This window comes from Mycobacterium sp., assembly GCF_044342925.1.
In the GTDB taxonomy this organism is placed as follows: Bacteria; Actinomycetota; Actinomycetes; order Mycobacteriales; family Mycobacteriaceae; genus Mycobacterium.
In genome coordinates this window covers 17573-33833 of record NZ_JBIIOV010000009.1, presented here as the reverse complement: position 1 = coordinate 33833, position 16261 = coordinate 17573, and the positions used below count along the sequence as shown (strand labels likewise).

The 16261-nt window shown below is 66.8% G+C and carries 13 protein-coding genes; 10 read left to right on the top strand and 3 right to left on the bottom strand.

The window, feature by feature from the left end:
* The coding region (locus ADBZ6I_RS02245) for an ABC transporter ATP-binding protein (RefSeq protein ID WP_526380423.1) at positions 1–657 on the bottom strand (657 nt) is incomplete at its 3' end.
* Positions 658–1132: 475 nt separating this feature from the next.
* Between ADBZ6I_RS02245 and ADBZ6I_RS02240 the strand changes: the two genes are divergently transcribed.
* Genes ADBZ6I_RS02240 through ADBZ6I_RS02205 form a run of 8 tightly spaced genes read left to right on the top strand, consistent with a single transcriptional unit; the run spans position 1133 to position 10510 of the window.
* Positions 1133–1942 (top strand): MlaE family ABC transporter permease, encoded by an 810-nt coding sequence (locus tag ADBZ6I_RS02240; protein WP_526380421.1) that lies wholly within the window; start codon positions 1133–1135, stop codon positions 1940–1942.
* Positions 1943–1973: 31 nt separating this feature from the next.
* Entirely contained in the window at positions 1974–2816 is an 843-nt protein-coding gene (locus ADBZ6I_RS02235; protein WP_526380433.1) for an MlaE family ABC transporter permease, read from the top strand.
* Between the two features lie 55 nt (positions 2817–2871).
* On the top strand, positions 2872–4026 hold the full coding sequence (locus ADBZ6I_RS02230; protein ID WP_526380431.1) for an MCE family protein: 1155 nt from the start codon (positions 2872–2874) through the stop codon (positions 4024–4026).
* Complete coding sequence (locus ADBZ6I_RS02225) at positions 4023–5048, top strand: MCE family protein (RefSeq protein ID WP_526380419.1); 1026 nt, start codon at positions 4023–4025, stop codon at positions 5046–5048. Before ADBZ6I_RS02230 ends, ADBZ6I_RS02225 begins: the two co-directional genes overlap by 4 nt.
* Positions 5048–6145: an MCE family protein gene (locus ADBZ6I_RS02220; protein WP_526380417.1), complete on the top strand. Its 1098-nt coding sequence runs from the start codon at positions 5048–5050 to the stop codon at positions 6143–6145. Before ADBZ6I_RS02225 ends, ADBZ6I_RS02220 begins: the two co-directional genes overlap by 1 nt.
* Positions 6142–7665: an MCE family protein gene (locus ADBZ6I_RS02215; RefSeq protein WP_526380415.1), complete on the top strand. Its 1524-nt coding sequence runs from the start codon at positions 6142–6144 to the stop codon at positions 7663–7665. The genes ADBZ6I_RS02220 and ADBZ6I_RS02215 overlap by 4 nt, the downstream gene beginning before the upstream one ends.
* 29 nt (positions 7666–7694) lie before the next feature.
* A complete protein-coding gene (locus ADBZ6I_RS02210; RefSeq protein WP_526380413.1) occupies positions 7695–8954 on the top strand; it encodes an MCE family protein in 1260 nt (419 codons plus the stop codon).
* Positions 8954–10510 carry an MCE family protein gene (locus ADBZ6I_RS02205; protein WP_526380411.1) on the top strand — a complete coding sequence of 519 codons (1557 nt, stop codon included), beginning with the start codon at positions 8954–8956 and terminating at the stop codon, positions 10508–10510. Before ADBZ6I_RS02210 ends, ADBZ6I_RS02205 begins: the two co-directional genes overlap by 1 nt.
* 1 nt (position 10511) lies before the next feature.
* Here ADBZ6I_RS02205 and ADBZ6I_RS02200 read toward each other — a convergent pair whose 3' ends face one another.
* Positions 10512–11012: an Rv2253/PknI dimerization domain-containing protein gene (locus ADBZ6I_RS02200; RefSeq protein ID WP_526380429.1), complete on the bottom strand. Its 501-nt coding sequence runs from the start codon at positions 11010–11012 to the stop codon at positions 10512–10514.
* A 186-nt stretch (positions 11013–11198) separates the two neighbouring features.
* On the opposite strand from ADBZ6I_RS02200, the gene ADBZ6I_RS02195 reads away from it, so the two are divergent.
* Together ADBZ6I_RS02195 and ADBZ6I_RS02190 are read left to right on the top strand one after the other, a co-directional pair.
* The gene (locus ADBZ6I_RS02195; protein WP_526380409.1) at positions 11199–13373 is read left to right on the top strand and encodes an adenylate/guanylate cyclase domain-containing protein; all 2175 of its coding nucleotides are present in this window, start codon (positions 11199–11201) and stop codon (positions 13371–13373) included.
* A gap of 11 nt (positions 13374–13384) precedes the next feature.
* A complete protein-coding gene (locus ADBZ6I_RS02190) occupies positions 13385–14797 on the top strand; it encodes a mechanosensitive ion channel family protein (protein WP_526380407.1) in 1413 nt (470 codons plus the stop codon).
* Here the strand turns inward: ADBZ6I_RS02190 and ADBZ6I_RS02185 are convergent, their stop codons facing one another.
* Positions 14798–16186: an MFS transporter gene (locus ADBZ6I_RS02185; RefSeq protein ID WP_526380427.1), complete on the bottom strand. Its 1389-nt coding sequence runs from the start codon at positions 16184–16186 to the stop codon at positions 14798–14800.
* Between the last annotated feature and the right edge of the window lie 75 nt (positions 16187–16261).

Here is a 16261-nt window from a genome sequence, read left to right as displayed (position 1 = left end):
GGTGGGGGTGCCGATCTGTTCGACGTTGCCGGCGTTCATCACCGCGATCCGGTCGCTCATCGTGAGCGCTTCCTCTTGGTCGTGGGTGACGTAGACGAAGGTGATACCGAGTTCACGCTGAATGCGCTTGAGCTCGAACTGCATCGCGTGGCGCAACTTCAGATCCAGTGCGCCGAGCGGTTCATCGAGCAGTAGTGCGCTGGGGTAGTTGACCAGCGCACGGGCCAGTGCGACACGCTGCTGCTGACCGCCGGAGAGTTGGGCGGGCTTGCGCAGCGCGAAGTCGGTCAACCGCACCACGTCGAGCATCTCGTCGACGCTCTTCTTGATCTCGCCCTTGCTCTTCTTTCGGCTGCGCGGCCCGTAGGCGACGTTGTCCCAGACGGTCATATGCGGGAACAGCGCGTAATGCTGGAAGACGGTGTTGACGTTGCGCTTGTGCGGGGGAACCCGGGAGACGTCGACGCCCTCCAGCCGGATAGCCCCGGAGGTCGGTGTCTCGAAGCCGGCGATCATCCGCAGCGTCGTGGTCTTCCCGCAGCCGGAGGGGCCGAGCAGGGAGAAGAATTCGCCTGCCCCGATGGAGAAGTCGGCATCGGCGACGGCGACATAGTCGGCGAAAGTCTTGCTGACCCGGTCGATCTCGATGACCGGCATGCCGTTGTTCCGGTTGCTACGGCTAGGCCCGATCGTCCGGGGGTCGGCGCCGGTCTCGGTCAGGACCGTCCTCCTTGCGCTGTCGGGCTTGTCTCGCCGAGGTCCGCTCCACGCAGACCTCCGGGTAAACCTTCGCGGATTTTGGCACCATCCGCAACACAACGCGGCAACCGATTCCGCAAAAAATCGAACGTAATTCGACCGATACGCTCCTATGGACGGCGCGGGTCAACTTCTTCCGTGGACCGGAAATCGGCTTTCCGCCCGTCGTCCGCCGGCGACACCCGCGTCCACCAGCGGACTAAGGGAGTTTGCCGCACATTTGAGCTCACCCTACGGTGCGGCCGCCCGGCGAAGCGGCCGTGACACTCCGCTCAATCGGCCCACCACCGCCTTGCCGATCCCCTAGATTCGGCTCAGGGAGTCGTCGACACCCGTCGACGCGGGGTTGGGACCGAAATGAGCGCCTGAGTTGATGGCGAACAAGGCAGACCGCTGGTCTCCCGGCATCGCGCTGGGCAAGGGTGTTTCGGGGCCCATGGAGGCGATCGGCGGCCTGTTCGCGATGTCGGCCGATGCCGTCCGCTTCCTCTTCCGGCGGCCGTTTCAGCTGCGTGAGTTTGTGGAGCAGACCTGGTTCGTCGCACGGGTGTCGCTGGCACCGACACTGCTGGTCGCCATTCCGTTCACGGTGCTGGTGAGCTTCACGCTCAATGTTCTGCTGCGCGAACTCGGCGCGGCCGACCTGTCCGGTGCCGGCGCCGCCTTCGGTGCGGTCACCCAGGTGGGGCCGCTGGTCACGGTGCTGATCGTGGCCGGCGCAGGCGCCACGGCCATGTGCGCCGACCTCGGTTCGCGAACCATCCGCGAAGAGATCGACGCCATGGAGGTGCTGGGGATCAACCCGGTGCAGCGCTTGGTCACCCCACGGATGCTGGCGTCGGGGCTGGTGGCGCTGCTGCTCAATTCGTTGGTGGTGGTCATCGGCATTCTCGGCGGCTACGTCTTCTCGGTGTTCGTCCAGGACGTCAACCCCGGTGCGTTCGCCGCCGGAATCACCCTGCTCACCGGTGTGCCGGAAGTGATCATCTCCTGCGTGAAGGCCGCTTTGTTCGGGCTGATCGCCGGTCTGGTCGCGTGCTATCGCGGGTTGATGATCTCCGGCGGCGGCGCCAAAGCGGTGGGAAACGCCGTCAACGAAACCGTCGTCTACGCCTTCATCGCGCTGTTCGTGATCAATGTAGTGGTCACCGCCATCGGCATCCGGCTGACCGAAGGCGGATGACGTGCCCAATTTCGAGGTGAGCAACGCCGCGGTGTTCCGTTCTGTGTATCCGAGGTTGGCCCGGACGCTCGGACGGCCGGTCGGCTTCTTCAGCAATCTCGGCGATCACACGACGTTCTACCTGAGGGCGCTTCGGGCGATGCCGCGCGCCGCCGTGCGCTACCCCAAGGAAGTGGTGCGCCTCATCGCCGAAATCAGTATGGGTGCAGGCACGTTGGCGATGATCGGCGGCACGGTGGCCATCGTCGGGTTCCTGACCATGGCTGCCGGGGGAACCCTGGCCGTTCAGGGCTACGCGTCGCTGGGGAACATCGGCATCGAAGCCCTCACCGGATTCCTGGCGGCGTTCATCAACGTGCGGATCTCCGCGCCGGTGGTGGCGGGCATCGGTCTGGCGGCGACCTTCGGCGCCGGGGTGACGGCCCAGTTGGGCGCCATGCGGATCAACGAGGAGGTCGACGCGCTGGAGACGATGGGGATCAACTCCGTCGAGTACCTCGTCTCCACCAGGCTGATAGCCGGCCTGGTCGCCATCACGCCGCTGTACTCGATCGCGGTGATCCTGTCTTTCCTGGCCAGCCAGTTCGTGACGGTCGCGCTGTTCGGTCAGTCCGGCGGCCTCTACAACCACTACTTCGACACGTTCCTCAACCCACTGGACCTGCTGTGGTCGTTCCTGCAGGCGGTGGCGATGGCGATCGCCATTCTGCTGATCCACACCTATTTCGGCTACTTCGCCTCCGGCGGTCCCTCCGGGGTCGGTGTGGCGGTGGGCAACGCGGTGCGCACGTCGCTGATCGTGGTGGTGTCGGTGACTCTGCTTGTGTCGCTGGCGATTTACGGTTCCAACGGCAACTTCAACCTGTCCGGATGACGACACCGTGAAACTCAGAATCAGCCCCCGCTACAGCCGGCCGTTGGCCGGCGTCATGACGGTGCTGGTGATGCTGCTGGTCGTGGCGGTGGCGCTGGGGTTGTTCCTGGATGTCTTCAACCGGGGAGTGCCGGTGACGGTCGTCGCCGACCGCGCCGGGCTGGTGATGTACCCGAACGCCAAGGTCAAGCTGCACGGCGCCCCGGTGGGCAAGGTGGATTCCATCGAGGCGCTGCCCGACGGCGGGGCGGCGCTGCACCTGGCGATCGACCCGGATTCCATCGAACTCATCCCGTCCAACGTGGGCGCGTCCATCACATCCTCAACGGTGTTCGGATCGAAGTTCGTCGAACTGGTCCCGCCGGCGGCGCCGTCGCCGGAGTCGCTGGCCGCCGGGACCGTCATCCAGGGCGGCGACAAGGTGCAGGTTGAACTCAACACCGTGTTCGGCAAGCTGGTTTCGGTGCTGTCCGAGGTGGAACCGGCCAAGCTGAATCAGACGCTCGGGGCGATCTCGACGGCGCTCAACGGCCGGGGCGACACGTTCGGTCAGACCCTCGTCGACCTCGACAGCGCACTGGCGAAGCTGAATCCGGCGCTGGACAACCTCAATCACGTGCTGCAGATCGCCCCGCCGGTCTTCGACAGCATCGCCGACGCCTCGCCGGACCTGCTTGCCGTCCTCGACAACACCACCCGGATCAGCGACACCGTGATCGACGAGAAGGACAGCCTGGATGCGCTGCTGCTCAGCGCGATCGGTGTCGCCGACATCGGAAACCAGGTGCTCACCGAGAATCGTCAGCCGCTGGCCGACGTGCTGGCTCTGCTGGTGCCGACCACCGACCTGACCAATCAGTACGGCCCGGCACTCACCTGTGGCCTGGGCGCCATGCTGCCGCTGGCCAATGGTCCGGGGCTGCCGGTGCCGGGAGCCGTTCTGCTGCAAGGGTTCTTCCTGGGACGGGAGCGGTACCGCTATCCGACCAACCTGCCCAAGGTGGCCGCCAAGGGCGGCCCGCAATGCACCGACCTGCCCAACGTCGGCTACGAGCAACGTCCGCCGTACGTGGTCACCGATATCGGCGCCAACCAGGCGCAGTACGGCAACCAGGGCATCCTGCTGAATTCCGACGGCCTCAAGCAGGCGCTGTTCGGGCCGCTGGACGGCCCGCCGCGCAACACCGGGCAGATCGGGATGCCGGGATGATCAACCTGCGCACCACCGGCCTCAAGGTCGTCGTGTTCATCGTGACGATGCTGATGATCACCGTCGGCCTGTTCGCCGTCTTCGGCCAGTACCGGGGCGGCAGTCAGAACACCTACAGCGCCGTCTTCGACGACGTATCGAGCCTGAAGTCCGGGGACTCGGTTCGTATCGCCGGGGTACAGGTCGGTTCGGTCACGAACGTCACGCTGCAGCCCGACAGCACCGTCCTGGTCGGCTTCGGCACCGATACCGGCATCGCGCTGACCTCGGGAACCAGGGCAGCGGTGCGCTATCTGAACCTGACCGGCGACCGGTTCATGGAACTGCTCGACAGCCCCGGTTCGGTCCGTATCCAGCCGCCCGGTTCGGTGATCCCCGCCGAGCGCACCGAGGGGGCGCTGGACCTCGATCTGCTGCTGGGCGGGCTCAAACCCGTTCTGCAAGGGCTCAACCCGCAGGCGGTCAACGCCCTGACAGCCTCGCTGATCCAGATCCTGCAAGGACAGGAGGGCAACGTCGAGTCGATCCTGGGCCGGGCTTCGGCGTTCTCGAACACGCTGGCAGACAACAGCCAGACCGTGCAGCAACTGATCGACAACCTCAACACCGTGCTGGCCACGATCAACGCCGACGGCGGCAAGTTCTCCGCGGCGGTGGATCGGCTGGAGGCGCTGATCACCGGTCTGGCCGGCGACCGCGACCCGATCGGCAACGCGATCACCGCGTTGGAGCGCGGCACCGCCTCGCTGACCGATCTGCTGACCGCCGCCAGGCCGCCGCTGGCCGGCTCCGTCGACCAACTGGCGCGCCTGGCGCCGTTGCTCGACGACGACAAGGCGACTCTCGATATCGCATTGCAGAAGGCGCCCAAGAACTATCGCAAACTGGTGCGGCTGGGCTCCTACGGAAGCTGGATCAACCAGTACCTGTGCGGCATGTCGGTCCGGGTCACCGACCTGCAGGGGCGAACCGCCTACTTCCCGTGGATCATGCAGCACACCGGAAGGTGCGCTGAGCCCTAATGCTCAAGTATCGAGGCGCCCACCTGATCCGGACCGGCTTCATCGGTGTGGTCCTGGTCCTGCTGGTCATCACCGTGGGACTGCAGCCGCAGACGCTCTGGAACTGGGCCACCACCATCCGCCATCAGGCATTGTTCACCGAGGCCGGCGGCCTAGCTCCCGCCAACGAGGTGAAGATCTCCGGTGTCACCGTCGGCACGGTGTCGAAAGTGGAGTTGCAGCAAGGGACAGCGCTGGTGACCTTCTCCATCGACGGGAAGGTTCCGCTCGGCTCGGCCACCACCGCCTACATCCGCACCGGCACTCTTCTTGGTCAGCGCATGCTCACCCTGGAATCCCGCGGCCCAGGGACGTTGCGGTCTACCGATGTGATCCCGGTGTCGCGCACCGGCTCGCCCTACTCACTGACCGACGCGCTCGGGGAGCTCGCCGGCAACACCAGGGACACCGACACCGCGGCGATCAACCAATCGCTGGACACTCTCTCGACCGTCATCGACCGGGCAGCGCCGCAACTGGGCCCGACCTTCGACGGCCTGAGCCGGATCTCCAAGGCGCTCAACGAAAGAAACGGATCACTGTCGGATCTGCTGAAGTCGGCAGCCGATGTGACGGGCATTTTGTCGCAGCGCAGTCAGCAGCTCAACACCCTGATCCTCAACGCCAACGAACTGCTGGGAGTGCTGGAGCAGCGCCGGTACGCGATCGTGAACCTGCTGGCCAACATCTCCGGACTGTCCCAGCAACTGAGCGGTCTGGTGGCCGACAACGAGCAGGAACTGGCGCCGGCGCTGGAGAAGCTGAACTCGGTCACCGCGATGCTGCAGCGCAACAACGATAACGTCGGCAAGGCGATGGCGGGCCTGGCCAAGTTCCAGCTGACCCAGGCCGAGGCGGTCAACGGCGGGTTCTACTACAACGCCTTCGTCGCCAACCTGCTCCCCGCCCAGACGCTGCAACCGTTCTTCGACTACGCCCTGGGTTTCCGGCGCGGGGTGAACGCCGGACAGCCACCCGACAACGCGGGACCGCGAGCCGAATTCCCGTTCCCCCGCAACGGGATTCCAGAGAGCAATGAACTCCGGGGGCCGCCGTGACTCCCCGCACCCGGGTCCGCGGCGTGATCGCCGCCGGGCTGGCGCTGCTGCTCGTGGCCGGCGTCGCGCTGTTCGTGCGCGGCACCGCCGGCAAGCCGCTGACCGTCACCGCCTATTTCACCAGCGCCACCGCGATCTACCCCGGCGACCAGGTGCGCGTGGCGGGAGTCAAGGTCGGCACCATCACGGACATCGAACCGCTGGGTACCAGGGCGCGGATGACGCTGGCGGTGGACGACGGCATTCCGATTCCGGCCGATGCCCGGGCGGTGATCGTCGCCCCGAATCTGGTGGGCGCGCGCTACGTTCAGCTGGCACCGGCCTACGGGGCAGACGGGGACACCACACGCCCGACGATGCAGAGCGGTGCGGTGCTCGACACGGACCGCACCGCGGTGCCCGTCGAGTGGGACGAACTCAAGACGCAGCTGGCCCGGTTGTCCGCCGATCTGGGCCCCACAGCGGCGGAGACGTCGTCGTCGGTCGGCCGGTTCATCGAGAGCGCCGCCGATGCGCTCGACGGCAACGGCGACAAGCTGCGGGAGACCATCCGTCAGCTGTCCGGGTTGAGCCGGATCCTGGCCGACGGCAGCGGCGACATCACCGACATCGTCGCCAACCTGCAGACCTTCGTCACCGTGCTGCGTGACAGCAACTCCCAGATCGTGCAATTCCAGGACCGGCTGGCCAGTGTCTCCAGCGTTCTCGACGGCAGTCGTTCGGACCTCGACGCGGCGCTGACGAACCTCTCCAGTGCGGTGGTCGATGTTCAGCGGTTCGTCGCCGGTTCCCGCAACCAGGCCTCCGAACAGGTCGAGCGGCTGTCCGACGTCGTGCGCAACCTGGCCGATAACCAGATGGCGCTGAAAAACCTGCTGCACGTCGCCCCGAATGCGATCGGTAACACCTACAACATTTACAACCCCGACATCCAAAGTGCGCTGGGCGCTTTCGCGCTGGCCAACTTCTCCAACCCGCTGCAGGTGGTCTGCGCGGCGATCGGCGCGGTCGAGAACGCCACCGCCAGCGAGACCGGCAAAATCTGTTCGCAGTATCTCGGTCCCGCGTTGCGGCTGCTCAATTTCAACTACCTGCCGCTGCCGTTCAACGCGTACCTGGGCAAGTCGCCGAGTCCGTGGAACCTCATCTACTCCGAGCCGAAATTGGCACCCGGCGGGGACGGTACCGAGCCGACGGTGGAACTGCCGCCGGAGATTTCGGCGTACACCGGTCTCAACGGGGATGTGCCGCCGCCACCGGGGTGGGGCCCGGCCCCCGGTCCGCCCGGTCCCCGCGGGGTGTACGCCCCCGACGGCCTGCCCGCCGATCCGCAGCCCGCCCTGTTCCCCGGCGCTCCCATTCCACCCGGCGTGCCGCGCGGTCCGGCGCCGGCCGCTCCGTCCACCCTGAACGGCATGCTGATGCCCGCCGAGGTACCCGCCCCGGTGCTGCCGCCGGGTGCGCCGGTGCCACCGCCTCCGCCGGTGCCGCTGCCGCAGGGAGTGGGGGCCACCCCATGAGAGCCTCCGGTGTGCGGATGGTCGTTGCAATGGTCATTGCCATGGTCAGCCTGGCCGCGGGTCTCAGCGGGTGCGGATTCGGCGGCCTGAACTCGCTGCCCTTGCCCGGTGCGGTCGGCCGCGGTCCCGACGCGGTCAAATACCACGTCGAGTTGGCCAATGTTGCCACTCTGGAACCGAATTCGCCGGTCCTCATCGGTGACGTGGTGGTCGGCAGCGTCAACAGCATGACCGTCAAAGACTGGCATGCCGATGTCGAGATCTCGGTCAAACCGGACGTCGTGATCCCGGCCAACGCGGTGGCGACCGTCGGCCAGACCAGCCTGCTCGGGTCGATGCACCTCGCGCTCAACCCGCCGCTGGGTCAGTCACCCACCGGCCGGCTGGCAGACGGGGCCACCCTGGGGCTGAACAAGTCCTCCACCTACCCCTCCACCGAACAGACCCTGTCGGCGTTATCGGTGGTGATCAACGGCGGGGGAGTGGGCCGCATCGGCGACATCGTCACTGAGGTCAACCGCGCGGTCAACGGCCGCGAACCCCAGATTCGGGACCTGTTGGTGCGAGTCAACGACCTGGTGGGTGTGCTGGCCGATCAGCGCGACAGCATCAATGCGACGGTGGTGTCACTGAATCGGGTGGCCGGCACGTTCGCCGGACAGCGCGACGTGCTGACCCGAGCGCTCGATCGCATTCCGCCCGCCTTGGATGTGCTGGTCGCCGAAAGGCCCAGGCTCACAGAGGCTCTGGATAAGCTCGGCGCCTTCAGCACGGTGGCCACCGACGTGGTCAACGACACCCAGGCCGACCTAGTGCGCAATCTGGCGAACCTCGAGCCCACCTTGCGTTCGCTCGCCGACGTCGGACCGGATCTTGACAAGGCGCTGGCCTACTTCACCGTGCTGCCCTACGGGCAAGCCACCATCGACCGGGCCATCCGGGGCGACTACCTCAACCAGTACATCATCTTCGACTTCACCGTGCCGCGGTTGAAGAAGTCCCTTTTCCTGGGTACCCGGTGGGGCCAGGAGGGAGCGAAACTCGTTCCCGCGCCCGGTGATCCGTGGTACGCCACCTACACCTACGACCCGCTCAACGCACCGTTCAATCCGCCACCGTCGGCGGTCGCCGACATTATGGCCGATGATATGGCCGACGATACGGCCGACGATACGGCCGACGACGAGATGCCCGGTCCACTGGCGCCGCCGCCACCGCCCGCGCCGGCACCGTCCGCCCCGCCCGCGCCGGGCGCGACGCTGGCCCCGTTGGATAGAGGCGGCAACTAGTGCTCACCCGATTCATCCGCATCCAACTGGCGTTGTTCACCATCTTCGCGCTCATCGGCGTCACCGCGATGGTCCTGGTCTACATGCAGCTGCCGGTGCTGCTCGGTATCGGGCGCATCTCGGTGAAGCTGGAGTTGCCGAGAACCGGTGGGCTCTACCAGTTCTCCAACGTCACCTACCGGGGAGTGCAGATCGGACGAGTCACCGATGTCCGGGCCACCCGCGCCGGCGCCGAGGCCACCCTCTCGCTGGCCTCCTCGCCGAAGATCCCGGCTGACCTGCAAGCCAGCGTGCTCAGCGTCTCAGCGGTGGGAGAGCAATATGTGGACCTGCTGCCGCGCACGGACGAGGGGCCGTATCTGCAGGACGGATCGGTGATTCCGGTGACCAGCACTACCGTGCCGCAGCAGGTCGGTCCGATGCTCGACCAGGTCAGCGCACTGATCAGCAGCATCCCCAAGGAGAAGCTGGCCAAGCTGCTCGACGAAGCGTTCAAGGGCCTCAACGGTTCCGGCGACGAGTTCGCGGCACTGCTGGAGTCGGTGTCGACCGTGGCCGCAGATTTCGACAAGGTCGGCGACCGGGCCCGGGTGCTGGTCGACGACGCCCGACCGCTGCTCGACGCCCAGGCGGCCGCGTCGGAATCACTGCGGACCTGGGCGCGCAGTCTGGCCGGGGTGACCGCCCAGTTGAACGCCAACGACCCGCAACTGCGCGCGGTGCTGCGCGACGGGCCCGGGGCACTCCAGGAGGTGTCGCTACTGCTCAATCAGGTCAAGCCGACGCTGCCGGTGCTGCTAGCCAACCTGACCACCATCGCGCAGATCGCCGTGACCTATCACGCCTCGGCCGAGCAACTGCTGGTGCTGCTGCCGCCGTACGTCGGCTCGGTGCAGGCGGTCGGCCTGCCGCGGAACAACCCGACCGGCTTCACCCAAGGTGATTTCACCCTGACCGTCGGCGATCCGCCGGCCTGCACGGTGGGCTTCCTGCCGCCGTCGTCGTGGCGCTCTCCCTCCGACCTGTCCGACGTCGACACTCCCGACGGGCTGTACTGCAAGCTGCCGCAGGACTCACCGATCGCGGTCCGTGGCGCGCGCAACTACCCCTGCATGGGCCAGCCCGGCAAGCGCGCACCCACCGTCGAGATCTGTGAGAGCGATCAGTCCTACGATCCGTTGGCGATGCGTCAGCATGCGCTGGGCCCCTACCCGTTCGACCCCAATCTGCTGGCGCAGGGCATCCCGCCCGACAGCCGGGTCACGCTCCCGGACCAGATCACCGGCCCGTTGGAGGGCACCCCGATGCCGCCCGGTCCCGCACCGGCGCCCCCCGGCCCTGCCGAGGCGCCGGCTGCCGCCCCGGCGCCAGCGCCGGGCCCGCAGGTCGCACCGAGCGCGTTCGCCCCGCAGACCGACGGGCCGTCCGTGGCGATCGCGACCTACGACCCCAAGACCGGCCAGTTCGCCACCCCGGACGGCACGGTGGCGCGGCAGACCGACGTCGTCGCCGGGGACGGCACCCCAACGTGGACGGACCTGCTGCCGATCGGCTGACTCAGCCCACCTTGACCAGTTTGAACGGCATGGTGATGAACACTGCCAGGCTGCGTCCGCACGCCCCGCTGGGGCCGGTGGTGGAGTCCTCGCCGACCAGGGTGTTCGACGTCGGGTCGGTGTTGGATCCGTCGGCGGTCATGGCCTTGAATCGGAACACCTGCAGACCATCGGCGGTGGAGCCGTCCTGGCAGGGAATCCACCGCGGCACAATGTGTTTGACGTACCATTCGCCGCCGGTCTGGTAGATCGGCGCGGTCCAGCCCTGATTGCTGCTGACCGTGCCGGTGCACTCGGTGGGGTAGCTGCATTGCGACGCGACCGTCCAGATGGCCCGCACGCTGGGCAACGTGTGGAAGACGTCGTTGGTCCGGGACCACTCGCCATTGGACGTCGCGGTGTAGGTGCCGTTGAGCGCCCAGTCGTCGTCGGCGGCGGCCGTCGGCGCTGACCCGGCAGCCAGGGTCACGGCCACCCCCAGGGCCGTCGCGAACCGAGCCATCACAGGTCGATTATCGCTGCGGTCACGGTCCCGCCTGCGGGCTTTCGCCGGTTTACCTCGTCCCGTCGCCGCCGGGAGCGCGCCGTGAAACCGCTGGTGGCAGCGATTCACAGCTGTCCCAGCTGTCACATCTGCTGTATCGTTCACCGGGGTCGATTCCCGCCGTCCGGCGGGGAAGGGATGGCCATGGCGCAACAATCGGGGCCCGACGCTCCGGATCAGCACGTGCCGGCGGCGCGCGCGCGGGTGCGGCGCCGCAATGTGCTCAACCGGATCAGCATCCAGTCCAAGCTGATCTTGATGCTGGTGGTGTGCACCGTCCTGGCCGCGGCGATCGTGGGTGGGATCGCCTACCAGAGCGGACGGAACTCGCTGCGCGCCGCGGCGGTCAACCGGCTCACCGAGATTCTCGAGTCGCAACGCCGCGCCTTGACCTCCGATGTCAACGACCTGCGCAGCGCGCTGGTCACCTACACCAACGGCAGCACCACTCGCGACGCGCTGCGCGACTTCACCGCAGCGTTCGACCAGTTGGCCAGCGCCCCGATCACTCCGGAGATGGACAGGGCGATCCGAGAGTCCTATAGCGCTTTCGCCAAGCAGACCGAGGAGTACAGCGGAACCCGCCTGGACGTCGCGGCACTGCTGCCGACCTCCAACGCCGAGCGGTACCTACAGGCCACCTACACCGCCAAACTGCCCACCGCGGAGCTCGCGCTGGCTGCGGACGACCAGCGCGACGGCAGCGCCTGGTCGGCCGCCAACATCAAGTACCACAACTTCTTCCGTGAGATCGTGACCCGCTTCGCATTCGAGGATGCGCTGCTGATCGATGACCGTGGGAACGTGGTCTACAGCGCCTATAAGAACCAGGACCTGGGCACCAACATCCTCACCGGGCCCTACAACGGCTCCAAGCTGCGTGAGGCGTTCCAGCAGGCGATGTCGAGCAACAAAGCAGACCGGGTGATCTTCACCGACTTCGAGTTCTATCAGCCGGCGGATATGGCGCCGACGGCGTGGATGGTGGCCCCCGTCCCGCCCAACGGTAAGCCCGCGGGCGTTCTGGCCATGCAATTCCCGATCACCAAGATCAACCGCATCATGACCTTCGACAAGAAGTGGTCCGAGGCCGGCTTGGGTGCGACCGGGGAGACGATCATGGCCGGTGAGGACTACCTGATGCGGTCGGACTCCCGGATGTTCCTGGAGGACCCGAATCGGTACCGGCAGATGGTGATCGACGCAGGCACCCCGCCCGACATCCCCGATATCGCGATCCGCCAGGGCGGTACGACGCTGATCCAGCCCGTGTCTCCGGAGGCTCACCGGGAGGCTGAGAAGGGTCACACGGGCACCCTGTTCGCCAAGGATTATCTCGGCAAGGAGACCATCCAGGCGTACGCCCCTGCCGGGAAGATGGCCGATCTGCGCTGGTCGATCGTCGCCAAGATCGACACCACAGAGGCTTTCGCCCGGGAAGCGACGTTCACCCGCATCGTCGTTCTCGCGACCACCGGCATCATCTTCGGCGTCTGCCTGCTGGCGTTGATCCTGGCCCAGGTGTTCCTGCGGCCGATCCGGCGACTGGAAGCCGGCGTCCAGCGGATCAGCGCCGGCGACTACAACGTCGAGATACCGGTGCAAACGCGCGACGAGATCGGCGATCTGACGGGGATGTTCAACGACATGAGCCGCAGTCTGGCGGTCAAGGAAGGTCTGCTCAGCGAGCAGCGTGGTCAGATCCGCCGTCTGATGAACTCCCTGATGCCGGCACCGGTCGCCGAGAAATACAGCCACGGCGAGGAGATCACCGCCCGCGAACATCCCGACGTCACGGTGATCTACGCCGACATCGCCGGGCTGGACCGTCTGCAGGCCCAACTGGATTCCGCGGAGTCACTCGCGATCTCCAATGAGCTCATGCGGCAATTCGAAGCTGCGGCAGCTGAATTCGGCATCGAGCGGGTCCGGTCGGTGCGTAACGGATTCCTCGGCAGCTGTGGACTCACCATCCCGCGACTGGACCACGTCCGGCGAACTCTGGACTTCGCCGCCGAGTGTCAGCGCATCATCGAGCGGTTCAACAGCGAGGCGTCGCTGAACTTGAGTCTGCGCGCCGGCATCGATGCCGGCACTGTCAGCAGCGGCCTGGTCGCGGAACCGTTTCCGGTGTTCGACATGTGGGGCACCGCGGTCAACCTCGCGCATCGGATCAAAAACGGTATGCCTGACCCCGGTATCTACGTCACCACCCGGGTCTACGACACCATCGGCACGACCATGCCGTTCTCGGTCGCGGGGACCGTCACCGCCGACGGGTCGCGGGAATCCGTCTGGCGGCTCACGGAGTCCCCGTGATGTTCTCGGTGATGTCGGACCCGTGGTTCTACTGGGCGGTCGGCGTCGCCATCGGCCTGCCGCTGGCGCTGATCGTGCTGACCGAGTGGCAGCACACCCTGCGCCGCCGGAATAGCACCCTGCTCGGACCCGTCACCCTGCTGCGCAATTTCCTGCTGCCGTTGGGCGCGTTACTGGCGGTGATGCTCGGGGCCACCCAGATGCCGCCCAAGTCCACGCCCGTACGCATCGTCGGCACCTTGGTGGCGATCGCGATTCTCGTCCTGCTGCTGTCGGGGATCAGGAATTCGCTGTTCGCCGCCGCTCCCGACACCAGCTGGCGCCGCCGGGTGCCGGCGATCTTCCTCGACGTCATCCGCTTCGGGCTCATCGCGGTCGGCGGTGGCCTGATCTTCGCCTACATCTGGGGCGCCAACGTCGGCGGCTTGTTCACCGCGTTGGGAATCGGTTCGATCGTCATCGGCTTGACGCTGCAGAACTCGGTCGGCCAGATCATCTCCGGCTTGCTGATGTTGTTCGAACAGCCCTTCCGGCTGGGCGACTGGATTGAGACATCGACGCAGAAAGGCCGTGTGGTGGAGGTGAACTGGCGCGCGGTTCACGTTCAGACTGGCGCCGGGCTGCGGATCACCCCGAACTCGGTGCTGGCCGGTGAATCGTTCCTCAACCTCAGCCGGCCCGCCGGTCACCGCACGCTGACCGTACCGACGGTATTCGCCGTCGAGGACCGGCCGGATCAGGTGTGCGCCATGCTGAATCGGGTCGCTTCACAACTGCCGCAGGTGCGTCAGGACAGCAGCCCGAGTTCGGCCCATGTCGGAACCATGAAGTACAGCACCGACATCCCGCTTCACTCACCCAACGACGATGCGTCGGCGAAAAACACGTTCCTGCGCTGGATCTGGTACGCCGCTCGACGCGAGGGCCTGCATCTCGACGAGGCCGATGACGGATTCAGCAGCCCCGAAGAGGTGGCCGAGGCGATCCGGACTGTGGTGGCGCCGACTCTGCGACTCAGCGCCGAACAGCAGCAGCAGATGGTGGCGCACTCGGCGATCGAGCGGTACGGGGCCGGTGAACTCATCCAGGCCCACGGCACTGTTCCTGAGGCGATGTCGTTCATCGTCGCGGGTTCGGTGATGCTGACGGCCGACGCCGAGGACGGCAGCCGAACCGAGGTCGCCACCTTGGAGGAGGGGTCGTTCCTCGGTCAGAGCACCCTGATCCGGCATCCAGTGGCCGGTTCGGCGTTCGCCTTCGACGAGGTGACGGTCGTCAGAGTGCACCGTGATGCCATCGAACGGGTGGTGCAGCGCAGCCCGGTATTGCTGCAGGAGTTCGGCCGCTCCATCGACGAGCGCCGCGCTTCGGTGCTGCGGGCGCTGGCCGATGCCGAACCGGAGGACACCGTCACGCAGGCGTGATCAACCCCATTCGTGGTTCATCGCACGGTAATCGGGGATCTCGGTGGGCGCGACATCGCGCAGCCGCGGCCGGCTGGCGGCGATCAACAGCATGGCGATGCACGCGGTCACCGCACCGAGCGCGAACGTGGCGGTGTAGCTGCTCTCCGGCGGGTGGCCGTTGATGTCGCGGCCCAACAGCACCGCGACGATCGCCGCGGCCATCGATGCGCCGACCGTCCGGGCGATGGCGTTGATACTGGTCGCCACACCGGTCTCGCCCATGTCGACCTCGCGGACCACCAGTGCGGGCAGTGCGCCGTAGGCAAGGCTGATGTAGGCGTTGACCAGCAGGCTGGCGGTGATCAACTGCCACGCCGTGCTGTGCGCGACAGCCAGCATCGTGAAACCCGCAACGCCCACCGCGGTTCCGACGATCAGCACCGGGCGGGCGCCGTAGCGATCGATCAGCCGGCCACTGACCAAGGCGGTGAGAAATCCGGCGACCGCCCCGGGCAATAGGTAAACCACACTGGCCTTGAGCACCGTTGCGCCGAATCCGTATCCACTGGCGACCGGCGCCTGGGCCAGACCGGTCAGCCCCAGAAAGGCGAAGTACAAACCCATTCCGACGGCCACGGTGGCCACGTTGGTCAGCAGGATCGGCCGCCTCGCGAGCATGACGGTGGAGACCAGCGGTTGGGCGCATCGGCGTTCCCACCACCACCACAGGCCCAGGGCGGTGGCGCCGCCGAGCGCGGCGGCCAACGCGCGGGCCGACGTCCAACCCCAGCTGGTGCCCTTGGTGATGACGAGCAGCAGCAGAGACAGCCCGATACCCAGCCCGGCCGCGCCGGCCCAGTCCACCGTGCCGGTGGGTGAGCGCGGCCGGCTCGGAACGACGGTCATCGCGGCGAGTATCACCAGAACCAAGAACGCCGTGGTGAACCAGAACACCCGGTGATAGCTGGCGTCGCCGCGCATCAGCAGGCCGGTGATCACCAATCCGACGCCGCCGCCGAACCCCAGCACGCCGGAGAGCACCGCCATGGCGCCCATCAGGCGGTCGGCCGGCAGCTCTTCGCGCAGGATCGACAGCCCGATCGGATAGAGCGCGAACGACGCGCCCTGCAGTACCCGCGCGACGATGAGCAGCGGCAGTGATGTGGTGGTGGCCCCAAGCAGCGAGCCCGCAAGCACCAGCGCCAACACCATCAGCAGAACGTGTTTCTTGACGTGCAGATCGGCCAGCCGGCCCAGTAGCGGTGTGCTGGCCGCGGCGGCCAGCAGGTTCGCCGTCACCGCCCAGCTGACGTCGACTGCCGAGACATCGAGTTGTCGTGCCATCACGCCCAGCACCGGCACCACACCGGTCTGCAGGATCGCGACGGTCAACGCCACCACACTCATGGTGGCCACCAGCAGGCGCGGGCGTACTGACGGCGCGGCGGTCGCCTCGGCACCCGACAACGTGCGTCCCTTCGC